Origin of the sequence: Acidovorax sp. Root70, from assembly GCF_001428225.1 — a bacterium.
Taxonomy (GTDB): Bacteria; Pseudomonadota; Gammaproteobacteria; order Burkholderiales; family Burkholderiaceae_C; genus Acidovorax.
The window spans coordinates 122458-145683 of record NZ_LMHQ01000012.1; the positions used below are offsets into that span (position 1 = coordinate 122458).

Consider the following 23226-nt stretch of genomic DNA (forward strand, 5'->3'; position numbering starts at 1 on the left):
GTCCGTGGATGCTATTCGTTGGTAACGGCCAGCACTTCCTCAAGGGAAGTGAGGCCCAATTTGGCTTTGTAGAGTCCGGATTCGCGCAGCGAACGAACACCCTCGGCGCGCGCCTGCTCTGCAATCTCCAGCGCGCTCCCATCGCGCAGGATGATGCGCTGGATTTCCTCGGAAATGGCCATCACCTGATAGATACCAAGCCGACCTTTGTAGCCGTTGTTGCAGGCCGAGCACCCTACGGGCCGGTAAGTCACCCAAGAGCCGTCAATTTCGTGCTCCTCGTATCCCGCGTCCACCAAGGCCTCATGGGGAATATCGGCCGGCACCTTGCACACGGGGCACAGCCGACGTGCCAATCGCTGCGCCGTGATCAAGATCACACTGGATGCGATATTGAACGGCGCGATCCCCATATTGCGCATCCGCGTGAGGGTGGTCGGAGCATCGTTGGTATGCAGAGTCGACAGCACCAAGTGACCTGTCTGTGCCGCTTTGATGGAAATGTCCGCAGTCTCCAGATCCCGGATTTCACCCACCATGATGATGTCCGGATCCTGCCGCAGAAACGACTTCAGTGCCACTGCAAAGGTCAAACCAGCTTTTTCATTGACGTTCACCTGATTGACGCCGGGCAAGTTGATTTCAGACGGGTCTTCGGCCGTAGCAATATTGACCCCAGGCTTGTTCAGCAGATTCAAGCAGGTATACAAAGATACCGTCTTGCCGGAGCCCGTGGGGCCCGTCACCAGAATCATTCCGTAGGGACGGCCAATTGCCTGGAGCAATCGCTCCTTCTCCACAGGCTCGTAGCCGAGCGCGTCGATTCCAAGCTTGGCGCTGCTCGGATCGAGAATACGAATCACGATTTTCTCGCCGAACAGCGTGGGCAGGGTGCTCACCCGAAAATCGATGACGCGCTCAGGCCCGACTTTCAATTTCATCCGACCGTCTTGAGGCACGCGCTTTTCCGAAATATCTAGGCGTGAAATCACCTTGATGCGTGAAGCAAGCTTGTCCTTGATGGCGATCGGCGGGGAGGCAATTTCGCGAAGCTCTCCGTCAATCCGGAACCGAACACGATATTGGTGTTCGTAGGGCTCAAAATGCAAATCCGATGCGCGCATGTTGAATGCATCGAGCAGCATTTTGTGCAAAAACTTGACGATGGGAGCATCTTCAACTTCCGTCGTCCCGGTATCTGCCTCTTCAGGCGCATCCTCGATGGCTACGTCATCAAAGGCGAAGTCTCCCCCCCCGCTCACCAGCGTTTCCATGGATTCGCTGGCTGACTTGGTAGTGGCTTCTACCAAACGGCTGAGTTTGTCATATTCCGCAATAATCCAATCCACCCCCATTTGGGTTGTGAATTTGATTTTCTCAGCAGCTTCCTGGTCGGTAGGATCGGCCGTTGCCACAATCAGCCGGTTGTTGCGTTTGCTCAGGACCACCACGCGATACGCCTGGCATATCTTGTTGTCGAGCAGCTCCTTGGGCAGGCGCAAAGGGTCGATGGCGTCCAGGTCGAGCAGGGGCGCCCCAAAAACCGCTGACACTGTGTGCGCCAAATCGGCCGCAGAAACAGCCCCCGAACCTGTCAATTCGGCAATGAAACTGGTCCGGCTGATTTGTGATTTTTTGTAAATGTCTTCGGCTGACTTCTGCGTGAGCTTGCCAGCGGACATCAGGGCACGGCCAAGCCCGGGCAGGGCAACTGCAGAGGCTTCTTTGAGGGCAGTATCAACAGCGGCCATGTAACCGAGAATGTGTTAGGTGTGGAAAAGAAACCATCCTATCATCCCCGATCAACCATGGACTGTACAGCGGCGCATATTGGCAACGGCGCTACAAAACGGATTGCATGAAGGGGCAACCACCCGGTGATGTGATACATGGTCGGGGTGAGAGGATTCGAACCTCCGGCCTCTACGTCCCGAACGTAGCGCTCTACCAGGCTAAGCTACACCCCGCAGCTTGCAATAGTAATCAAGTATGAATCTAATGCGATTGTCAATTCCGCCGCGCTAACAACTGTGCGGCTAATTCTAGCAAACCCTCAGAGTACGCATTTGCAGGCAATAGTTCTGCAGCAGCCATGGCGCGGCGGGCTTCAGCAAAAGCTGCGGCGCGGGTAATGTCCAAGGCGCCGGTCGCGCGGACGATATTGACAATTTCTGTGAGCTGCTCGGTCGAACCCTGCTCGATGGCTTGGCGAACGATGTGCGCTTGACTGGGACTTCCTCGCTCCATGGCGGCGATCAGAGGGAGTGTGGATTTGCCTTCGCGCAAATCATCCCCGAGGTTTTTGCCCATCTCGGCAGCGTCGCCGTCGTAATCCAGCACATCGTCAATGATCTGGAAGGCGGTGCCCAGGGCCTGTCCATAAGTCGCGCATGCCTCTTCCACTTCGGTTGGACTGCCCGCCAGGACGGCTCCCAACCGAGCGCTGGCTTCAAACAGTTTGGCCGTCTTGGAGCGGATAACGCGCAAGTAGCCTGCCTCGTCCAGCGATGCGTCGTGCATGTTCATGAGCTGGAGCACTTCACCTTCCGCGATCACATTCGTGGCCTCGGAGAGGATTTCCATGATGCGCATGCTTCCGGCCTCCACCATCATCTGGAATGACCGCGTGTGAAGGAAATCCCCCACCAAGACGCTGGCGGGGTTGCCAAAGGTTTCATTGGCCGTGGGGCGTCCGCGACGCAAGGTGGATGCGTCCACTACGTCATCATGCAGCAGTGTCGCGGTGTGGATGAGCTCAACCACCGCGGCCAAGCTGTGTCGGTGCGTGCCGCGGTAACCCAGAGCCCCACACACCATCAGCAGCAACGCAGGGCGCAGGCGTTTGCCTCCGGCTGCAATGATGTATTGCGAGATTTGGGCCACCAGGGGAACGCTGGATGTCAGGCGCTGACCGATGACCTTGTCAACCTCGTGCATGTCTTGTGCGACGAGCGCGAGGGGGGAAGCTGCGGGGGCGGTATGGTCAGTCAAGATGGTGGTCACAGAAAGTGCACGAATTATAGGAAGGCTGACCGCAGGACCGATGAGGACGGTGGCGTGCTGGTTACGTCGGATCGACGGATGATGGAGGGGCTGGCGGAGCAGCAAAAGATGCGCTATACTCGCGGGCTCTGCGGAAATTCGTCTGCAGAACTCATATCAAGAGGTCAACATGTACGCGGTCATAAAAACCGGCGGCAAGCAGTATCGCGTTGCTTCCGGCGAAAAAATTAAAGTAGAACAGATTGCTGCGGACGTAGGCCAGGAAATTGTGATCGACCAAGTTCTGGCTGTCGGCAACGGCGCTGAACTGAAGGTTGGTACGCCCCTGGTGTCCGGCGCAACCGTGAAAGCCACTGTCGTGGCCCACGGCAAGCACGACAAAGTGCACATCTTCAAGATGCGCCGTCGCAAGCACTATCAAAAACGCCAAGGCCATCGCCAGCAGTTCACTGAACTGCAAATCGGTGCGATTGCTGCTTAATCGAAGGAGCTAGTCATGGCACAGAAAAAAGGCGGCGGCTCTACGCGAAACGGGCGTGATTCCAAGCCAAAGATGCTGGGTGTCAAGGCCTTCGGTGGTGAACTGATCAGCGCTGGCTCGATCATCGTGCGTCAACGTGGTACACGTTTTCATCCCGGCACCAATGTCGGCGTGGGCAAGGACCACACCTTGTTCGCCTTGGTGGACGGCCACGTGTCGTTCGGCACCAAGGGCGCATTGTCCAAGTCCACGGTCAATGTGACTCCCGCCTGAGGATCTCTCCTCTGGCAACCATCGAAGCCCCGCTTTGCCGGGGCTTTGTTGTTTGGTCTGTACGCGTCGCTGATGCGCTGCGGGTCTTTGGCGCTTGGAATGCGTTCTGCTATTCCGCCACAATCGATCACCAGCCACGGTACGGCCCCTTTTGTAAACTGGATACCCCATGAAGTTCGTCGATGAAGCCTTTATTGACATTGCCGCTGGTGATGGTGGCAATGGCTGCGTGTCGTTCCGGCACGAAAAATACAAGGAGTTCGGCGGCCCTAATGGGGGAGACGGGGGGCGTGGGGGGCATGTGTTCGCCGTGGCCGACCCCAACCTCAACACGCTGGTGGACTATCGCTACTCGCGCCGCCACGAGGCCAAACGGGGTGAGCACGGCATGGGCTCGGACATGTTTGGCGCTGCGGGCACGGACATCACACTCAAGATGCCGGTCGGGACCATCATTACCGACGCGGAGACGGGCGAGGTTCTGTACGAGCTGCTCAATCCGGGTGAGGTCATCACCATCGCCAAAGGCGGTGACGGTGGCTTTGGCAATATGCGTTTCAAAAGCGCGATCAACCGTGCTCCACGCCAGAAAACCCCAGGCTGGCCCGGTGAGAAGAAGAACCTGAAGCTGGAGCTGAAGGTGCTGGCCGATGTAGGCCTGCTGGGCATGCCCAATGCAGGCAAGTCCACCTTTATCACCGCAGTGTCCAATGCGCGTCCAAAGATTGCGGACTACCCGTTTACCACACTGCACCCCAATCTGGGTGTTGTGCGGGTGGGGCCTGAGCAGAGCTTCGTGGTGGCCGACATTCCCGGCTTGATCGAGGGGGCCTCTGAAGGCGCGGGATTGGGTCATCAGTTTCTGCGCCATCTGCAGCGCACGCGCCTGCTGTTGCACATCGTGGATCTGGCGCCGTTTGACGACGCCGTGGACCCGGTGGCGCAGGCCAAGGCCATCGTGAACGAGCTCAAGAAATACGATCAGCAGCTGTACAACAAGCCGCGCTGGCTGGTGTTGAACAAGCTGGACATGGTGCCCGCCGACGAGCGTGAGGCGCGTGTGAAGGATTTTGTGAAGCGTTTCAAGTGGAAGGGGCCGGTGTTTGAGATCTCTGCCCTCACTCGGGAGGGCTGCGAGCCACTGATCCATGCCATCTTCCGCCATGTGCAGTCCGAGCAGCGCACGGAGAACGAGCCGGTGGAGGTGGACCCTCGCTTTGCTGGCGGCGCGCCGGTTTGACGCGCCAGTGGTCGGAGTTCAAGAATTGCTATTTTTTTGGTAGCTACTCGGGCATAAAGCAGTAGCGCTACCGGCATCAAAGATATCAAAAATGGTTTCCAGCGTATTGAGAGATGCCCGCCGCATCGTGGTGAAGGTGGGCTCCAGCCTTGTGACCAACGAAGGGCGGGGACTGGATGAAACTGCCATCGGCGAGTGGAGTCGTCAGCTGGCCGCCCTGGTGCGCGGCGATGGGGGTGCGCCGCGCGAGGTGGTGATGGTGTCCAGTGGCGCCATTGCAGAAGGCATGAAGCGACTGGGCTGGACCATGCGGCCCCAGGAAATCCACGAGCTGCAAGCGGCCGCTGCAGTAGGGCAGATGGGGCTGGCGCAGATGTACGAAACCAAGCTGCGTGAGCAGGGCATGGGCAGCGCGCAGGTGCTGCTGACTCATGCCGATCTGGCGGACCGTGAGCGCTATCTCAATGCGCGCTCCACTTTGCTCACGCTCCTGCGTCTGGGCGTGGTGCCGGTGATCAACGAAAACGACACCGTGGTCAATGACGAGATCAAGTTTGGCGACAACGACACGCTGGGCGCGCTGGTGGCCAACCTCGTGGAGGCCGATGCCCTGATCATCCTCACGGACCAGAAGGGGCTCTACACCGCCGACCCGCGCCGTGATCCATCGGCTCAATTTGTGCACGAAGCCAAGGCGGGTGATCTGGCGCTGGAGGCGATGGCGGGTGGTGCGGGCTCCAGCATTGGCAAGGGCGGCATGATCACCAAGATCCTGGCTGCCAAGCGTGCGGCGGGCTCCGGCGCATCGACCGTGATCGCCTGGGGGCGCGAACCCGATGTGCTGGTTCGCTTGGTGGGCGGCGAGTCGTTGGGTACCTTGCTGGTGGCCCAGACGCAGAAAAAGCAGGCCCGCAAGCAGTGGATGGCTGATCACCTGCAGCTGCGCGGCTCCGTGGTGGTCGATGCCGGGGCTGCTGCCAAGGTGCGCGACGAAGGCAAGAGTCTGTTGCCCATCGGCATGACTTCGGTTGAAGGGGACTTTTCGCGTGGTGACGTGATTGCCGTGCGCGACGGGTCGGGAGTCGAAATTGCACGTGGCTTGGCCAACTATGCCGCCGCCGAAGCGCGCCTGCTGTGTCGCAAGCCCTCTACGGAGTTTGAGAAACTGCTGGGCTATATGGCGGAGCCGGAGATGGTCCACCGCGATAATCTCGTGCTGGCGCAGGGCGCGTAGAGATTGACGGAGCGCATCGATAAGACCGCGTCTTTGCCGCCCATGTGCTGAGCGGTCCGTCCATGAAAACAAAACGCCTGCAGATGCAGGCGTTTTTCATGGTGGGGTCTCCAAGTCAGCGCGGTGTGTCTGATACCGATGGCATACCGTCGAGCTCTCCCGGCACGCTGTTTTGCGGGTCGGGATCAAAACTGGCGCCAGGAGGGAGCTCCATGCCGGGGTTGACGAGCATGGAGCCTGTGCGAAACATATTGGCAGCGCCCGTATGTTCGCCCTCGCGGGTACGCAAGCCGCTGCGCAAATAGCGGTTGCGCTGCTCGTTGCGTGGCAGAAAACGCGCCAGCTCGGTCAGCGCCATTTCATACACACCGCGTTTGAACTCCACCACCACATCGAGCGGAACCCAGTAATCGTTCCACCGCCAAGCGTCGAATTCCGGGTGGTTGGTCGCACGCAGGTTCAAATCCCAGTCGTGCCCCATCAATTGCAGCAGATACCAGATCTGCTTCTGGCCCTTGTAATGGCCGCGAGCGTCGCGGCGGATGTACCGGTCAGGCACCTCATAGCGCAACCAGTCCCGGGTGCGGGCCACCACGCGCACGTGGTTGGGCAATAATCCCACCTCCTCATGCAGTTCCCGGAACATGGCCTGCTCAGGGGTTTCGCCCCGGTCAATGCCACCCTGTGGAAACTGCCAGCTGTGGGTGCGTATGCGCTTGCCCCAGAACACCTGGTTTTTCTGGTTGAGCAGGATGATGCCGACGTTCGGCCGAAAGCCGTCCCGGTCAAGCATAATCAAACCCCAAATTTTTAAACTGTGTCCATTATGCACGGCGCCTAGCGCGCAGCAAGTGGACCGCCCCGTTCTGCCTGCAATCGATTTCCGATGAAAGCCTCCCAATTCTTTATTTCCACCCTCAAGGAAGCTCCGGCGGACGCCGAAGTGGTCAGCCACAAACTCATGACGCGGGCGGGGCTGATCAAGAAGCTGGGCGCTGGCATCTATAACTACATGCCGCTGGGGCTGCGGGTGATCCGCAAGGTGGAAGCCATTGTGCGCGAGGAGATGAACCGCGCAGGCGCAGTGGAGCTGACCATGCCGGTGGTCCAGCCTGCAGAGCTGTGGCAGGAAACCGGGCGCTTTGACAAAATGGGCCCCGAGCTGTTGCGTATCCAGGATCGCCATGGGCGCGACTTCGTGGTGCAGCCCACCAGCGAAGAAGTGATCACTGACATCGCGCGTCAGGAGCTCAAGAGCTACAAGCAGCTGCCGAAGAACTTCTATCAGATCCAGACCAAGTTCCGCGACGAGCGCCGCCCCCGTTTTGGCCTCATGCGGGGACGCGAGTTCATCATGAAGGATGCCTACAGCTTTGACCGCGACCAGGCGGCCGCCAAGGCCAGCTACCAGGTGATGGCGGCAGCCTACCGCCGCATCTTTGACCGCTTTGGTCTTACCTATCGCGCCGTGGCGGCCGACAGCGGCGCCATCGGGGGCGACCTTTCGGAAGAATTCCAGGTGATTGCCGCCACGGGAGAGGACGCCATCGTCTATTGCCCGCAAAGCGACTACGCCGCCAACATGGAAAAGGCCGAAGCGCTGGCGCCCGCCGGCCCTCGCGGCGGCGCCACCCAGCCACTGGCGAAAACGGCCACGCCGGGCAAGAGCACCTGTGCCGATGTGGCAGAACTCCTGGGCGTGCCCCTGAACACCACTGTGAAGTCGCTGGTGCTGGCCACGGACGAAACCAACGAAGAGGGTGAGATCGTCAAGACCCGGGTCTGGCTGCTGCTGCTGCGCGGCGACCATGACATGAACGAGATCAAGGTGGGCAAGGTGCCCGGGCTGGCGGGCTTCCGCTTTGCGACGCTCGGCGAAATCGAAGACCACTTTGGCTGCAAGCCCGGTTACCTGGGCCCCATCGGCCTGAAGAAGCCGCTGAAGCTTGTGGTGGACCGCGAAGTCGCGCTGATGGCTGACTGGATCTGCGGCGCCAACGAAGTGGACTTTCACATCACCGGTGTCAACTGGGGCCGCGACCTGCCCGAGCCCGACATGGTGGCCGACCTGCGCAACGTCGTGGCGGGCGACCGATCCCCGGACGGCAAGGGTGAGCTGGCGATTGAGCGTGGCATCGAAGTGGGCCATGTGTTCTACCTGGGCACCAAGTACAGCAAGGGCATGAACGCGACCTTCCTCGGCGACGATGGCAAGCCGGCGTTCTTCGAGATGGGTTGCTACGGCATCGGCGTGACGCGCCTGCCCGCCGCCGCCATTGAACAAAACCACGATGAGCGTGGCATCATCTGGCCGGATGCGATTGCGCCGTTCACGGTGGTGGTTTGCCCCGTGGGCATGGACCGCAGCGAAGCCGTCAAGGCCACGGCCGAGCAGCTGTATGCTGACCTGCTGGCCGCAGGCGTGGACGTGATCCTGGATGACCGTGGCGAGCGCCCTGGTGCGATGTTTGCCGACTGGGAGCTGATCGGTGTGCCCCACCGCGTGACCATTGGCGACAAGAGCCTGAAGGAAGGTGTGGTCGAGTACCAGCACCGCCGTGACCCTGCCGCCACCAAGGTGGGCGTTGCCGACATCCTGGCCCATGTAAAAGGCCGCATGGTTGTATGAGTACGCGCGGCACCTCCTCCATCGCTCCGTCGGCTGTGACTGCGGGTGCCCCTGCGGGGCTGTCGCGGCGTGGCTGCCTGGTGTCGCTGGCTTCGCTGACCGCGCCCGCCGCCTGGCTGGGCGCTCCGCAGGTGGCGCATGCCGGCGGGCAGCTGGAGGAGCCCCTGATGGACTCAGTGCGCACCGCGCTCAGCTCTGCGATTGCCAACCAGGCACCGCCCGAGCCCGAGTTTTTCACCACCGAGGCGCGCCTGCATTACCTGCGCTGGCTGGGCACGCAAAGCGATCGCCTGCGCCCACGCAAGCCGGACCTGGAGGTGCGCCGCGACTTCCTTCAGACCGTCTGGTACGAGTCCAAGCGCGCCGGGCTGGATGTGTCCCTCGTCCTCGGGCTGGTCCAGGTGGAGAGCGGATTCCGCAAGTTTGCGGTGTCCAGCGTGGGGGCGCGGGGCTACATGCAGGTCATGCCTTTCTGGACCCGCGTGATTGGCGATGGCGACCCGGGCAAGCTGTTTCACATGCAGACCAACCTGCGTTTTGGCTGCGTCATCCTGCGCCACTACATTGATCGTGAGCAGGGCGATCTGTTCATGGCACTGGGCCGGTACAACGGCAGCCGGGGCCGGCCACAGTACCCGGACGCCGTGTTTGGCGCCCAGCGCAAGTGGCTGTTTGCCGACCGGCCGCTGTCTCCGGCCGCATAGAGCGATCTGCGCCTGTGCCGCGGGGCGCTAGGCCCGGTCACTGCACCGTGGTTCCGGCTGGTGCTGGCGCGTTCACAGCGGTGCTCCCAGAGGCTCCTCCCAGCCGGGAAACCATGACCTGGTCGATGCGGTAGCTGTCCACATCGAGCACCTCGAACTTGTAGCCGCCCCAGCTCACACTGTCCGTGCGACGGGGCACGCGGCGCAGCATCACCATCAGGAACCCGGCCAGGGTTTCGTATTCACCGGTGTGGGGCAGTTCGTCCAGCGACAGCGCGTGCAGCACATCCTCGATGGGCGTCACACCGTCGATGAGCCACGAGTTCTCATCGCGCCGCACGATCTGCTCTTCGTCCGCTGGGCCGACCAGATCGCCCATCACGGTGCTCATCACGTCGTTCAGTGTGACCACGCCCACCACCAGGCTGTATTCGTTCACGATGACCGCAAAGTCCTCGTGCACCTGGCGGAACTGCTCCAGCACCTCCGACAGGGTCAGCCGGTCGGGCACGATCAGCACCTTGCGCACCAGGCTGTCGTCGGCCAGCGAAATGGGCTGGTTGTTCAGCACTCGCTGGAACAGGTCCTTGGCATCCACATAGCCCACCACGTGGTCGATGTCGCCCTCGCACACCGGGTAGGTTGAAAACGGCTCGGCCGCAATGCGCAGGCGGATGACCGAGTCGGGCTCGTCGCGCAGGAAGAATGCAATCCGGTCGCGCGGCGACATGGCGCTGGACACCGTGCGGGTATCCAGTTCAAACACATTGGTGATGACCTGCTGCTCGCGCGCCGCCAGCACCCCGGCGCGGGCGCCTGCTTCCATCATGGCCAGGATGTCGTCCGACGTGATGCGGTCATCGCGCAGCGATGACAAGCCCAGCAAGCGGAACAGCGCATCGGCCCCCCGGCTGTAAAACCACACCAGCGGCCGCAGCAGTGTCATGCACCAGGCCATGGGCTGAGCCAGCCGCACCACCAGTCGCTCGGGCTCTGCCATGCCCAGGCGTTTGGGGAACAGGTCGGCGAACAGGATGAACAGCGAGGTGATGATGAGGAAGGACGCCAGGAACCCCGCCCGCTCGGCCGTGGGCCCCGACACCCACAGCGCGAACAGTTCGCTGAAATGCGGGCTCAACGCCCCCTCGCCCACGATACCGCCCAGGATGGCCACGGCGTTTTGCCCCACCTGCACCACCGTGAAATAGTCTCCTGGCTGCTCCTGCATGCGCAGCACCCGGTCCGCACGCGCGTCGCCTTCGTCGGCCATCTGGCGCAGGCGCAGGCGGCGGGCGGCTGCGAGCGAAATCTCGGCCATGGAGAAAAAGGCGCTGGCTGCAATCAGCAGCCCGATCACGAAGAGGCTTTGGGACAGGGTCATGGGACGAGGGTGGGCCCGGGTGCACGGTGTGTGTGCCACGGGCCACCAAGTGTATCTGCGCACCTTGTGCGCTGGCCTGCTGTTGCCGCCTGGGCGGGAGGTGCCGACCCCGCAACTGGCCCTTGCCTGCTGCGGCGGGCGGGTGGCAGCCAGTGGGCGACCGCGCTACTTACTGCACAAAGCCGATGCGGCTGCGCCCGGTCGCGGCCTTGGGCAGGTCGGCAATCTCCACGGTAGACCGACGGTCCAGCCGCGCGTTGCCAAAGCCCGTCATCAGGGCCCGCCGCATCTCGCGCGGGGGCATCTGGGCGAGGTGGTCCAGCACGTCATCCAGCGGTTCCGGGTCCAGCAGACGGCCCCAGTCGTGCCCAGCACGGATGCCCTGGTACAGGTTGCGGGCGATGGTGCGGGCCTGATCCAGCGTGGGCGCCTCCACCTCGAATACGTTCATGCGGTTCAGGATGGGGTCGGGAATGCCGCGCGTGTCGTTGGCCGTGGTGATCCAGATCACCTGGCTTGCGTCGATGGCCACTTCGGCAAACTCGTCGGTAAAGCTCTGGGCGGTGTCGTACTCCAGCAAGCTGTACAGCGCGCCCAGCGGGTCGTATTGCGCATCGCTGCTGGCCTTGTCGATCTCGTCCACCACGATCACAGGGTTGGCGTATTCACCCTCCACCAGCGCCTCGAACACCTTGCCGGGGCGCGCGCCCTTCCACTGGGCCGACGAGCCCGACAGCAGCCAGCCCGCGGTCATGGAACTCATCGGCAGCAGGTTCATGCCCGTGCCCAGCAGCTCGGCCAAGTGGCGGGCAAAGTGGGTCTTGCCGATGCCGGGCGGGCCCAGCAGCAGCATGGGCGTGACTTCCAGCCCATCGCTGCTGTCCTGCGCCAGCGCCACGTGGCGTTTCACATCGTCCAGCACCTCGGTGAAGTTGGGCAGTTGCTCGTACAGGCTGGCCATGTCGGGGATGCCCGAGGGCTTGACCTGAAAGCGCTCCGGGCCGCGCTCCAGCATGCGTTCGTAGACGGTGCGCAAGGTTTCGTATTCGCGCTGGTTGCCGGACTCCTGCAGCCGTGCGAGCTTGCGCTCGACATCGCCGGGGTGGAACACGTTGCGCATCTGGGCCACCGGAAGGTGCAGGGCCGGCGGCTGGGGAACAAGGCTATGGCTGGTCATTGCATGCTCCTGTGAGGGTTACGTCACGCAATCATTCAAGCACACAACATGCCCGCTGCTCCATCGGAAAAGCCCCTGATTGGTGCCTCTGTTGCGGACAAACAAAAAGGCCGCCCGAAGGCGGCCTGATGGGAGGCGGGGAGGACTCTGCCGATCAGCCTTCGGTGCCCAGCACCTGCTTGAGTTCGCCCGACTCGTACATCTCCATCATGATGTCCGAGCCGCCAATGAATTCGCCCTTCACGTACAGCTGCGGAATGGTGGGCCACTGGCTGTAGTCCTTGATGCCTTGGCGGATTTCGTCGTCTTCCAGCACGTTGACGGTGACCACGCTCTTGGGGTCCACGCCGCAGGCCTTGAGGATCTGGATCGCGCGGCCGGAGAAGCCGCACATGGGGAAGCTGGCGCTGCCCTTCATGAACAGCAGGATGTCGCTGGATTTGACGAGGGCGTCGATGCGTTGCTGGGTGTCGCTCATGGGAAAACTCCTGGTAAGGGGCAGCGGGCAGAGGGTGGGTAGGAGCCCGCGATAGGGGGGATTATTTCACTGTCTGTGCCAGAGGCCACTGTCCGCCCGTGCAACGCGCAATGCCAGCGAGGTCATTGCGACTTTGCACCTGGACAAAGCCCCGGGTGGTGAGCAGCGCTTGCACGGCGTCTGCCTGGTCGTGGCCATGCTCCAGCAGCAGCCACCCGCCCGGCTGCAGGTGCGCTGGCGCCTGGGCGATGATGGTACGAATGTCTTCGAGGCCATCTGCCCCGCTGGTCAGGGCTTGCAGGGGCTCATGCGTGAGCGCGGCAAGGTGCGGATCGGCGCTGGGGATGTAGGGGGGGTTGGAGACGATGGCATCAAACCGACCGTCAACCCCTGCCAGCCAGTTGGCTTGCTGGAACTGAACAGCCAGCCCCAGCCGTTCTGCGTTGGCCTGGGCCACGGCCAGTGCGTCGGCACTGGCATCCACCGCCAATACCTGGGCGTCGGCGCGCTGGCTGCACAGGGCCAGCGCAATGGCGCCGCTCCCAGTGCCCAGGTCCACCACGCGAGGGGCGTGGGCATTCAGGTACGGTGGGGCGATCACCTCCAGCGCCCAGTCCACCAGCGTTTCGGTGTCGGGGCGCGGGTCCAGCACGCGTGCGTCCACCTGCAGCGGCAGGCCGTAGAACTCCTTGCGTCCGGTGAGGTAAGCCACGGGCTCGCCCGCCAAGCGGCGCTGGCACAGGGCGATGAACCGGGCGTGCGCTGCATCGTCCATCGCGTCTGTGTCGTGCGCCAGCAGCCAGGCACGGCCTGCATCGGGGCGGCCTACGGTGTGCAGCAGCAGCAGTTGCGCGTCGATGCGTGCCAGGCCCAAGGTATGGGCCTGCGCCAAGGCCTGGGCCAGGGTGGGGGAGGCAGAGTTATTCACTATTTTTTTGATAGCTGCAAGGGTATATGAATCAGGTGCTAGAAGCCAATCGAGTTCATATTCTGGTCTTGCTCAACCGGTGGTGCCCATCTCCAGCTCTTCGAGCTGCTCGGCCTCGCGGGCGTGGGCCAGGGCCTGCAGCACATCGCCCAGGTCGCCTTCCATCACGTACAGCAGTTTGTACAGCGTGAGGTTGATGCGGTGGTCCGTCAGCCGTCCCTGTGGGAAGTTGTAGGTGCGGATGCGGTCGCTGCGGTCGCCGCTGCCGATCAGGCCCTTGCGCAGCGCGGCTTCCTTGGCGGCGCGCTCGCTGCGCTCTTTCTCCTGGATGCGTGCCTGCAGCACCTGCAACGCCTTGGCCTTGTTGGCGTGCTGGCTTCGGCCGTCCTGGCATTCGGCCACGATGCCGGTGGGCAAGTGCACCACGCGCACGGCCGAGTCGGTCTTGTTGATGTGCTGGCCGCCCGCGCCGCTGGCGCGGAAGGTGTCGATGCGCAGGTCTGCCGGGTTCAGCGTGATGGCCTGGTGCTCGTCGGGCTCGGGCATCACGGCCACGGTGCAGGCGCTGGTGTGGATGCGGCCCTGCGTCTCGGTGGCGGGCACGCGCTGCACGCGGTGGCCGCCGGACTCGAACTTGAGGGCACCGTACACACCGCTCCCGGAGGGCCCCGTGCCGGGCTGACCCTCAATGCGCAGCACGATTTCCTTGTAGCCACCCAGCTCGGCGGCGTTCTCGCTCACCACCTCGACCTTCCAGCCCACGTTGGCGGCATAGCGGGTGTACATGCGAGTGAGGTCGCCCGCGAACAGGGCCGACTCGTCGCCGCCCGTGCCCGCGCGGATTTCGACGAACGCATTGCGTGCGTCGTCGGGGTCCTTGGGCAGCAGCAGGCGTTGCAGTTCATCTTCGAGCTGCAGCAGTTCGGCCTCGGCACTGGTGATTTCTTCCTGCGCCATCTCGGCCATGTCGGGGTCGGCCAGCATCTCGCGAGCCCCGGCCAGGTCGGCCTCGCGCTGCTGGTAGCGGGCGTAGCGGCCTGCGACCTGCGTGACTTCGGCATGCTCTACGGAGATGCGCCGGTACTGCGCCATGTCGCTCATGATGTCTTCGCGCGACAGCAGAAAGTCGAGTTCGCCCAGGCGCTGTGCGTAGCGCTCCAGCTGGCTTCGGAGGAAGGGTTTCATGAATATCTGGAAAATGGTTTGCTACGAATTTGGTAGCTATTGGCGCATATAAATCAAGCGCCTGGGGCCGATTTGGTATCAAATCGGGGAGGGGCGGAGCGGGCGAGCGCCGCTACAGCCCGTTGTTGTTCGCAGTCTTGCTTTGTGAGCGCAGGAACAGGCGCGAGACGGTCTGGGCCGTCTGGGCGCGCATCTCGGCGTCGCCCGCGCGCAGCTCGGCCAGGGTGCCGTGCAGCATCTTTTGTGTGAGGCCGCGCGACAGCGCTTCGAGCACCGCGTCCACGTCCTCGCCCTTGGCCAGCAGCTTCTTGGCGCGGGCGATTTCCAGCGCGCGCCACTCGTCGGTCTGGGCATTGAGCTGCTGGATCAGCGGCACCACGCCGCCGGCCTCGCCCAGTGGGCTGCGCAACTCCATCCAGTGCATGAAGCTCTGCACGCCCGCGTCGATGATGGCCTCGGCCTGGGCCACGGCGGCCTGGCGATTGGCCTGGGCCGTCTGCACCACGGTGGCCAGGTCGTCCACGGTGTACAGGTACACGTCGCCCAGGGCTTTCACCTCGGGCTCGATGTCGCGCGGCACGGCCAAATCCACCATGAAGATGGGGCGGTGGCGGCGCTTCTTGAGCGCCCGCTCCACAGCACCCAGGCCGATGATGGGCAGGCTGCTCGCAGTGCAGCTGATCACGGCGTCGAACTCGTGCAGGCGCTCGGGCAGGTCGGCCAGACGCATCACCTCACCACCAAAACGGGCGGCGAGTTTTTCGCCGCGCTCCAGCGTGCGGTTGGCAATGGCGATCTGCTTGGGGTTCTTGGCAGCAAAGTGCGTGGCGCACAGCTCGATCATCTCGCCCGCGCCGACGAACAGCACGCGGATCTTGGTGAGGTCTTCAAACAGCTGGCTGGCTAGGCGCACGGCCGCGGCGGCCATGCTGATGCTGTGCGCACCGATCTCGGTGCTGGTGCGCACTTCCTTGGCCACGGCAAAGCTGCGCTGGAAAAGCTGGTTGAGCGTGGTACCCAGGGCGCCGGCGGTTTCGGCCGCGCGCACAGCGTCCTTCATCTGGCCCAGGATCTGGGCTTCGCCCAGCACCATCGAATCGAGCCCGCTGGCCACGCGGAACGCATGGCGCGCCACCAGGCTGTCTTCGAGGGTATAGGAATGCGAGCGCAGCAGCGCGGGGCTTACGCCACCGCTTTGGGCCAGCCAGCCCAGCGTGTGGTCCACGGCGGGCTGGTCGCCAGCGCAGTAAATTTCGGTGCGGTTGCAGGTGGAGATAATGGCCGTTTCCACGCCCGGGTGGCGGCTGTTGGTGCCCAGCGACTGGCGCAAACCCTGCAACGTAGGGGCGATCTGGTCGAGCGCGAACGCAAACCTGCCGCGCAGATCGAGCGGCGCGGTGGTGTGGTTGATGCCGAGGGCCCAGACTGCCATAGTCACGGATTATAAAATTGTTGGCCCGAACAGGCGGCGTTGCTTGTTCATGCCTTGATTTGGGTCAATTCCATGGGTCCGCTGGACGTCATCAACCACCTCCTCAACTTTGTTGCGCCCGCTGCCGCCATGGCTCTGGTGCTGGTGCTTTCAGGCCGCCTCGTGGGCTCCCGAAGCGCCTCGCCGATGGCGGGTTGGCTGCGCTGGATGGTGTTGTTTGCCGTGGGTGTCGCGGTACTGGCCGGGGGGCTGGTGCTCTGGGGGCGTGACGGCAAGATGCTGACCTACGCCGCGCTGGTTGTGGCCTGCGCCACCTGCCAGTGGGTGCTGGTGCGGGGCTGGAAGGCTTGAGGATGTCCTGCATGACTCCCTGCGGCCTGTGATAGCGCGGCCTCGGGCAGTCCGCTGCGTTGCTTTTTTTGCCAATAGCCGGGCTATTGGCAAAAAAAGGCGCCTTGCGGTCTCTCCCGATCCGCGCTACCACCGACACGCGAGGGTTATGCAGGACATCCTTGAAGCTTTCAGCAAGCCGTCACGTGTTTTGAGGGTTTGCGAGAGGTGATGTTGAGGGCTGTCGCGCCCTGGTGTCTGATAGCCTCTTTGCATCTTCCAACGCGGCCGCCACAGCCCACGCCGACGGAAGCGGCATACCCCCACACACCGACAACCATTGCTGGAGACAACCCCATGAAGCTGCTGCGTACCTGCGTCACCCTGGCCGCGGGCCTGGCCTTGTCTGCTGCCGTGCTGGCGCAGGCGTTTCCGTCCAAGCCTGTTCGTATCGTGGTGGGCTTCCCGGCCGGTGGGCCTTTGGACCAGCATGCGCGTTTGCTGTCCGACAAGCTGCAGACCGTGCTGGGCCAGCCCGTGGTGATGGACTACAAGGCGGGTGCGGGCGGCACAGTGGGTGCTCAGGACGTGATGAAAGCGCCCCCGGACGGCCACACCATCATGCTGGCCAATACCGGGGTGATGGTGATCAACCCGGCGCTGTACAGCCGGCTGCCCTATGCCACCCTCAAGGACTTTGTGCCGGTGGCGCGCACGGCCATGCAGCCGCTGGCCCTGCTGGTCAACACCAGCGTGCCCGCCAAGAACCTGCAGGAGTTCATGGCCTATGCCAAGTCGCGGCCGGGGCAGGTCAACTTTGGCTCGGCGGGCAATGGCGGCATCAGCCATCTGGTGCCCGAGATGTTCAAGGCGGCCACGGGCCTGTTCATGGTGCACATCCCCTACCGGGGCAGCGCGCCCGCGTTCACCGACCTCATGGGCGGGCAGGTGCAGTTCATGGCCGAGAGCATTCCGCAGGCTGCTTCGTACCACAAGCAAGGCAAGGTGCGCGCCCTGGCCGTGACCAGCAAGGAGCGCAACCCCGCGCTGCCCGAGGTGCCCACGGTGATCGAGAGCGGCATCAAGGGCTTTGAGGTGGTGGGTTTCTACGGCTTTCTGGCGCCCGCTGGTACGCCCAAGGACGTGGTCAACAAGCTCAGTGACGCCTTTGGCCAGGTGCTGCAGATGCCCGATGTGCGCAATCGCATGGTGAGCCAGGGGGCCGATCCGGCGTTTCTGGGCGCGGACGACTTTGCGAAGTTCCTGGCCTCAGAGATGCCCCGCTGGGCCGACGCCGTCAAGAAGTCCGGCGCGAAGCTGGATTGACCCCCTGAGGCGCTGCGCGCCTTCCTCTGGAAGGGACTTCAACCGCAGCCCGTACTGGACTGTGGTTGAGCGGTCAGAGTGTGGCTGGCGAAAACAGGTCCACCCGGTCGGTGATGATGCCGTCCGTGCCCAGCGCGATGAGGCGCTGCGCCGCCCAGTCGTCATTCACCGTGTAGCTGAGCGTGCGCATGCCCAGGCCGTGGACTTGGGCCACCAGGGCCTGGTCCCACAGCGCGTGGTTGCACACGATGGCTACGCAGTCGAGCGCCTGGGCCTTGTCAAAACATCCGTCCCACAGCGCGTCGATCAGCAGCGCGCGGGGTATGTGGGGGGCGGTGGCCATGGCACCGGCCAGTGCCTCGGGCTTGAACGACGAAAACAGGGGCGGCACAGCTTGGCCTTGCCACAGCCGCGCGGCGTATTCACCCACCACGCGGCCGGTCACTTCTTCCTGCCCCGGCGTGGGCTTGATCTCGATGTTCAGGAAAAAACCGTTGGCGATGCAGTAGCGCGCCAGGTTCTCCATGGTGGGCAGGGGCTCGCCCGCGTAGCTGCGCGAGTGCCAGCCACCAGCATCCAGCTGAGCGAGCTGGGTCCAGGGCAGGTCGCCGCCTGTGCCGCGGCCGTTGGTCGTGCGCTCCAGCGTAGCGTCGTGCATCAGAAACGGCACGCCGTCGGCACTCAGTTTGACGTCGCACTCGAACATGCGGTAGCCGTACTGGGCGCCCAGCCGGAACGCGGCCAGCGTGTTCTCGGGGGCCAGCTTGCCTGCGCCACGGTGGGCGACCCAGCGGGGGTAGGGCCAGGGGGCGAGCAGGGCGGCACTCATGGGGCGATGCGTTGACCGGTGGTGGCGTCGAACGCGTGCAGGCGGTCGGGGCGGGGGAGCACGTGGATCACCGCGTCGGGCAGCGGCGCGTGGGTGCCTTCTTCCACCCGCACGATGATCTGCTCGCCGTTGATGCGGCCGTAGATGAGGCGCTCAGCCCCCAGCAGCTCGACCGTTTCGACCGTGACAGCCCAGCCTTCGCTGCCCACGTCAAGATGCTCGGGGCGGATGCCCAGGATGGTGCCCGACTTGGCGCCAGGTGCGTTCTTGAGCAGGTTCATCGGCGGCGAGCCGATGAAGCTGGCCACGAAGGTGGTGGCGGGCGTGTGGTAGACCTCTTCAGGGGTGCCGAACTGCTCCATGTTGCCCGCGTTCATCACGATCATGCGTTGGGCCAGCGTCATGGCCTCGACCTGGTCGTGGGTGACGAACAGGCTGGTGATGCCCAGTTCGCGGTGCAGCTTCTGGATCTCCAGGCGGGTTTGCGCGCGCAGCTTGGCGTCGAGGTTGGACAAGGGCTCGTCGAACAGGAACACCTGCGGTTGGCGCACGATGGCGCGGCCCATGGCCACGCGCTGGCGCTGCCCGCCGGACAGCTCGCGTGGCTTGCGCTCCAGCAGGTGCGAGAGTTCGAGGATCTTGGCGGCCTTGTCCACGCGGCGCTGGATTTCTTCCTTGGGTACCTTGGCGATCTTCAGGCCATAGGCCATGTTCTCGAAGTTCGTCATGTGCGGGTAGAGCGCGTAGTTCTGGAACACCATCGCGATATCGCGCTGGGCGGGCTCCAGGTTGTTGACCACTCGGTCGCCAATGCGCAGCTCACCGCCGGAGATTTCCTCCAGGCCCGCCACCATGCGCAGCAGGGTGGACTTGCCGCAGCCGGAGGGGCCCACGATGACGACGAATTCGCCGTCCTTGACCTCGGCATTCACGCCATGGATGACCTGGTTGGCCTTGGGGCCGACGCCGTAGCGCTTGACGATGTTGCGAAGAGAGAGGGATGCCATATTTGCAATGAATTTGATAGCTACAGAGGCTTATTGAGAAAGCACTTGCAGGGGTTTTTGTCTTATTTTTCGGTATCCACCAGGCCCTTGACGAACCAGCGCTGCATGACCACCACCACGAAGGCTGGGGGCAGCATGGCTAGCAGGGCCGTGGCCATCACGATGTTCCACTCGTTGCCCGCGTCGCCGCCGGCCAGCATGCGCTTGATGCCGATCACCACGGGGTACATGTCTTCGGACGTGGTCACCAGCAGGGGCCAGAGGTACTGGTTCCAGCCGTAGATGAACTGGATCACAAACAGCGCGGCAATCGAGGTGCGCGACAGTGGCACCAGGATGTCCTTGAAGAAGCGCATGGGGCCGGCGCCGTCAACGCGCGCGGCCTCTACCAGCTCATCGGGCACCGTGAGGAAGAACTGCCGGAACAGGAAGGTGGCGGTGGCCGAGGCGATCAGTGGCACTGTCAAGCCCGCGTAGGTGTTGAGCATGCCCAGGTTGGAGACGACCTGATAGGTAGGCCCGATGCGCACTTCCACGGGCAGCATCAGCGTGATGAAGATCAGCCAGAAGCAGATGCCCTTGAAGGGGAAGCGGAAGTACACGATAGCGAACGCCGACAGCAGCGAGATGGCGATCTTGCCCACCGTGATGACCATGGCGGTGACAAAACTCACCCACATCATGCGGGCCACAGGCGCTGTGGAGCCCGCACCCGCGCCGCCGCCAAACAGCGCGTCGTGGTAGGTCTGCCAGAAGTTGCTGCCGGGCACCATGGGCATGGGCACCTGCACGATGTCCTGCGCCGTGTGGGTGGAGGCCACAAAGGCCAGGTACAGCGGAAAGCCGACGATGATCACGCCCAGCACCATGATGAGGTGCGAGAACGCGGTGAGGTAAGGACTACGTTCAACCATTGGAATCTTTCAGGATCGAAGCATGGCCCGCAGCGCCCGCAAAGGGCACGATGCAGGCGAGGGCCGCCGAGCAAGAGCCGCCCCGCAGTGAGGGCGGCGTCCCCCTGGAGGGGGAAGGCGCGAAGCGACTCAGGGGGTGCTTCATATTCAGTACTGCACTTTCTTCTCGACGTAGCGGAATTGGATGACCGTCAGCACAACCACGATGGCCATCAGCACCACCGACTGCGCAGCCGAGCCGCCCATGTCCATGGCCTTGAAACCATCGTGGTAGACCTTGTAGACCAGGATGGAGGTGTCGCGCCCGGGGCCGCCCTGGGTGGTCGAGTCCACGATGGCAAAGGTGTCGAAGAACGCGTACACGACGTTGATCACCAGCAGGAAGAACGTGGTGGGCGACAGCAGCGGAAACTGGATGCTCCAGAACCGGCGCCAGGGGCCGGCGCCGTCGATAGCGGCGGCTTCGATCAGCGACTTGGGGATGGACTGCAACCCTGCCAGGAAGAACAGGAAGTTGTAGGAAATCTGCTTCCACACCGCTGCAATCACGATCAGTGCCATGGCGTGGTCGGAGTTGAGCATGTGGTTCCAGTCAAAGCCCGACTGGCGCAGCATGTAGGCTACCACCCCCAGCGAGGGCGAGAACATGAACATCCACAGCACGCCTGCCACCGCAGGGGCCACGGCGTAGGGCAGCAGCAGGGCAGTCTTGTAAACGATGGCGCCCTTGACGATGCGGTCGGCAAAGATCGCGAGGATGAGCGACAGACCAATGCCCACCACCGCCACCAGGATCGAGAAGAAAGCCGTGGTCTTGAAGGACGCCAGGTAGCCCGGGTCTTCAAACAGGGTCTTGAAGTTGTCCAGCCCCACCCATTCGGTGGACATGCCAAAGCTGTCCTGCATCTGGAACGACTGCACCAGGGCCTGGCCTGCGGGCCAGAAGAAGAACACGCTGATGATGACCAGCTGAGGCGCCAGCAGCACCCAGGGCAGCCATGCGGAGCGGAAAAGTACGCGTTTTTCCATGACGAAACTCTCAAAAAGAAAACCCCACCGCCCCGTGAACCAAGATGGTTGACGGGGCGGCGGGCTTTCGATGCAACCCGCCAGGTGGCGGGCGGCATCGACAGATGGTGGGACCGTACTTACTTGTTGGCGCGTGCGAAGCGGGCCAGCTGTTCGTTGCCACGGGTCACGGCGGTGTCCAGGGCTTCCTTGGGCGACTTCTTGCCCGACCAGATCTGTTCGGTTTCCTCGTCGATGATCGTGCGGATCTGCACGAAGTTGCCCAGGCGGATACCGCGCGACTTGTCGGTGGCCTTGCGGATCATCTGCGTCACGGCCACGTCGGTGCCGGGGTTCTTGTCATAGAAGCCCGATGCTTCGGTCAGCTTGTACGCGCCCATGGTCACTGGCAGATAGCCGGTGCGTTGGTGGCTGGCGGCCTGCACCTTGGTGTCGTTCAGGAAGTTCAGGAAGCTGGCCACGCCCTTGTATTCCTCCGTCTTCTTGCCGGCCATCACCCACAGGCTGGCACCGCCGATGGCGGTGTTCTGTGGGGCGCCCTTCACGTCGGGGTAGTAGGGCAGGGTGGAAATGCCGTAGGCAAACTTGGCTTCCTTGGCCACGCGGGCATACAGACCCGACGAGCCGGTGATCATGGCGCACTCACCCGAGGGGAAGGACGCATCCGCCGTGTTGTTGCGGCCCTTGTAGACGAAGCTGCCTTCCTTGGAGGCCTTGGCCAGGTTCTCGAAGTGGCGCACGTGCAGCGGGGTATTGATCTGCAGCTGGGCGTCGTTGCCGTCAAAGCCGTTGTTCTTGGAAGCGAACAGGGTGTTGTGCCACAGCGAGAAGCTTTCCAGCTGCGTCCAGCTCACCCAGCTGGTGGTGAACGGGCAGCTGTGGCCGCTGGCCTTTAGCTTGGAGGCAGCAGCGAACACTTCGGGCCAGGTCTTGGGCGGCTTGTCGGCGTCCAGGCCGGCCTTCTTGAAGGCGTCCTTGTTGTAATAGAAGATGGTGGTGGAGCTGTTGAGCGGGTAGCTCAGCATCTGGCCGTTGGGGGCGGTGTAGTAACCGGCCACGGCAGAGACGTACTGCGTGGGGTCGAACTTGAAGCCGGCGTCGTTCAGCACCTTGGCCGCAGGCACGATGGCGCCCTTGCTGGCCATCATGGTGGCGGTGCCTACCTCGAACACTTGCAGGATGTGGGGGGCATTGCCGGCGCGGAAAGCGGCGATGGCACCGGTCATCGATTCGTCATACTGGCCCTTGTAGGTGGGCACGATCTTGTACTGGGTCTGGCTGGCGTTGTATTGCTTGGCCAGGTCGTTGACCCAGTCGCCCAGCGCTGCACTCATCGAGTGCCACCATTGGATCTCAATGGGTGCCTGTGCTTGCGCAGGTGCGCAGACCGACATGGCAACAGCAGCGCAGACCGCCAGAAGCTTCGTTTTCATGAATATTTCCTCCGAGGATGACGAAAAGCACAAGGGCCGGATGCTATGCAGCCTCTGTGACATTGATATGTCGTTGTCGCATGAGCCCGCGCCCTGCAACAACCGGGGAAACCCCTTGGGGTACCCGTGAGGGGAGCGATTGTGACCTTTTTGTGACAATGTGTGGTGCATTTGCCGAGGCTTGCAAGGTTTTGTGCAATGCACCATGCTGGG

Annotated in this window: 22 protein-coding genes and 1 tRNA gene; 8 read left to right on the plus strand and 15 right to left on the minus strand. The window is 63.0% G+C overall.

The genetic code is table 11. From position 1 onward, the window contains the following. Positions 1–11 precede the first annotated feature (11 nt). The 3 genes from pilB to ASD94_RS08180 all read right to left on the minus strand — a co-directional run bounded on the left by pilB (position 12) and on the right by ASD94_RS08180 (position 2937). Positions 12–1751 (minus strand): type IV-A pilus assembly ATPase PilB, encoded by a 1740-nt coding sequence (pilB, locus tag ASD94_RS08170; RefSeq protein ID WP_056641119.1) that lies wholly within the window; start codon positions 1749–1751, stop codon positions 12–14. Between the two features lie 139 nt (positions 1752–1890). Further along, positions 1891–1967: transfer RNA gene (locus ASD94_RS08175), tRNA-Pro, on the minus strand. Positions 1968–2007: 40 nt separating this feature from the next. After that, positions 2008–2937 carry a polyprenyl synthetase family protein gene (locus ASD94_RS08180; RefSeq protein WP_056641769.1) on the minus strand — a complete coding sequence of 310 codons (930 nt, stop codon included), beginning with the start codon at positions 2935–2937 and terminating at the stop codon, positions 2008–2010. 235 nt (positions 2938–3172) lie between these two features. Between ASD94_RS08180 and rplU the strand changes: the two genes are divergently transcribed. From rplU to proB, 4 genes are all read left to right on the plus strand, one after another. Then, positions 3173–3484, plus strand: a complete 312-nt coding sequence (gene rplU / locus ASD94_RS08185; protein WP_005794184.1) for a 50S ribosomal protein L21 — start codon at positions 3173–3175, stop codon at positions 3482–3484. A 15-nt stretch (positions 3485–3499) separates the two neighbouring features. Beyond that, complete coding sequence (rpmA, locus tag ASD94_RS08190) at positions 3500–3757, plus strand: 50S ribosomal protein L27 (RefSeq protein ID WP_005794180.1); 258 nt, start codon at positions 3500–3502, stop codon at positions 3755–3757. Positions 3758–3926: 169 nt separating this feature from the next. Beyond that, positions 3927–4997 (plus strand): Obg family GTPase CgtA, encoded by a 1071-nt coding sequence (gene cgtA, locus ASD94_RS08195; RefSeq protein WP_056641121.1) that lies wholly within the window; start codon positions 3927–3929, stop codon positions 4995–4997. 91 nt (positions 4998–5088) lie between these two features. Beyond that, positions 5089–6231 (plus strand): glutamate 5-kinase, encoded by a 1143-nt coding sequence (gene proB, locus ASD94_RS08200; RefSeq protein WP_056641123.1) that lies wholly within the window; start codon positions 5089–5091, stop codon positions 6229–6231. A gap of 115 nt (positions 6232–6346) precedes the next feature. On the opposite strand, the gene ASD94_RS08205 is transcribed toward proB, so the two are convergent. After that, positions 6347–7024 carry an RNA pyrophosphohydrolase gene (locus ASD94_RS08205; RefSeq protein WP_056641126.1) on the minus strand — a complete coding sequence of 226 codons (678 nt, stop codon included), beginning with the start codon at positions 7022–7024 and terminating at the stop codon, positions 6347–6349. 93 nt (positions 7025–7117) lie between these two features. Here ASD94_RS08205 and ASD94_RS08210 point away from each other — a divergent pair, with 93 nt between their 5' ends. Then, complete coding sequence (locus ASD94_RS08210) at positions 7118–8860, plus strand: proline--tRNA ligase (protein WP_056641129.1); 1743 nt, start codon at positions 7118–7120, stop codon at positions 8858–8860. Beyond that, positions 8857–9564 (plus strand): lytic transglycosylase domain-containing protein, encoded by a 708-nt coding sequence (locus ASD94_RS08215; protein WP_056641132.1) that lies wholly within the window; start codon positions 8857–8859, stop codon positions 9562–9564. Before ASD94_RS08210 ends, ASD94_RS08215 begins: the two co-directional genes overlap by 4 nt. A 37-nt stretch (positions 9565–9601) precedes the next feature. Here ASD94_RS08215 and ASD94_RS08220 read toward each other — a convergent pair whose 3' ends face one another. From ASD94_RS08220 to hemA, 6 genes are all read right to left on the minus strand, one after another. Further along, a complete protein-coding gene (locus ASD94_RS08220; RefSeq protein WP_056641135.1) occupies positions 9602–10945 on the minus strand; it encodes a hemolysin family protein in 1344 nt (447 codons plus the stop codon). Between the two features lie 169 nt (positions 10946–11114). Beyond that, complete coding sequence (locus ASD94_RS08225; RefSeq protein ID WP_056641138.1) at positions 11115–12122, minus strand: AAA family ATPase; 1008 nt, start codon at positions 12120–12122, stop codon at positions 11115–11117. 154 nt (positions 12123–12276) lie between these two features. Next, positions 12277–12600, minus strand: a complete 324-nt coding sequence (gene grxD, locus ASD94_RS08230; protein ID WP_056641141.1) for a Grx4 family monothiol glutaredoxin — start codon at positions 12598–12600, stop codon at positions 12277–12279. 61 nt (positions 12601–12661) lie between these two features. Beyond that, positions 12662–13528, minus strand: a complete 867-nt coding sequence (prmC, locus tag ASD94_RS08235; protein ID WP_056641145.1) for a peptide chain release factor N(5)-glutamine methyltransferase — start codon at positions 13526–13528, stop codon at positions 12662–12664. A 72-nt stretch (positions 13529–13600) separates the two neighbouring features. Then, positions 13601–14713, minus strand: a complete 1113-nt coding sequence (prfA, locus tag ASD94_RS08240) for a peptide chain release factor 1 (RefSeq protein WP_056641148.1) — start codon at positions 14711–14713, stop codon at positions 13601–13603. Between the two features lie 112 nt (positions 14714–14825). Further along, the gene (gene hemA / locus ASD94_RS08245; RefSeq protein WP_056641152.1) at positions 14826–16145 is read right to left on the minus strand and encodes a glutamyl-tRNA reductase; all 1320 of its coding nucleotides are present in this window, start codon (positions 16143–16145) and stop codon (positions 14826–14828) included. 72 nt (positions 16146–16217) lie between these two features. On the opposite strand from hemA, the gene ASD94_RS08250 reads away from it, so the two are divergent. Then, the gene (locus ASD94_RS08250; RefSeq protein ID WP_056641155.1) at positions 16218–16496 is read left to right on the plus strand and encodes a hypothetical protein; all 279 of its coding nucleotides are present in this window, start codon (positions 16218–16220) and stop codon (positions 16494–16496) included. Positions 16497–16832: 336 nt separating this feature from the next. After that, on the plus strand, positions 16833–17801 hold the full coding sequence (locus ASD94_RS08255; protein WP_056641158.1) for a tripartite tricarboxylate transporter substrate binding protein: 969 nt from the start codon (positions 16833–16835) through the stop codon (positions 17799–17801). Positions 17802–17874: 73 nt separating this feature from the next. Here the strand turns inward: ASD94_RS08255 and ugpQ are convergent, their stop codons facing one another. From ugpQ to ugpB, 5 genes are all read right to left on the minus strand, one after another. Then, the gene (gene ugpQ, locus ASD94_RS08260; RefSeq protein ID WP_056641162.1) at positions 17875–18630 is read right to left on the minus strand and encodes a glycerophosphodiester phosphodiesterase; all 756 of its coding nucleotides are present in this window, start codon (positions 18628–18630) and stop codon (positions 17875–17877) included. Beyond that, positions 18627–19637, minus strand: coding sequence for a sn-glycerol-3-phosphate ABC transporter ATP-binding protein UgpC (gene ugpC, locus ASD94_RS08265; protein WP_056641164.1), 1011 nt, complete (start codon positions 19635–19637; stop codon positions 18627–18629). Before ugpC ends, ugpQ begins: the two co-directional genes overlap by 4 nt. Positions 19638–19699: 62 nt before the next feature. After that, positions 19700–20551, minus strand: coding sequence for a sn-glycerol-3-phosphate ABC transporter permease UgpE (ugpE, locus tag ASD94_RS08270; protein WP_056641167.1), 852 nt, complete (start codon positions 20549–20551; stop codon positions 19700–19702). Positions 20552–20698: 147 nt separating this feature from the next. Next, entirely contained in the window at positions 20699–21580 is an 882-nt protein-coding gene (gene ugpA / locus ASD94_RS08275; RefSeq protein ID WP_056641170.1) for a sn-glycerol-3-phosphate ABC transporter permease UgpA, read from the minus strand. Positions 21581–21699: 119 nt separating this feature from the next. Further along, complete coding sequence (ugpB, locus tag ASD94_RS08280) at positions 21700–23013, minus strand: sn-glycerol-3-phosphate ABC transporter substrate-binding protein UgpB (RefSeq protein WP_056641173.1); 1314 nt, start codon at positions 23011–23013, stop codon at positions 21700–21702. Positions 23014–23226 lie beyond the last annotated feature (213 nt).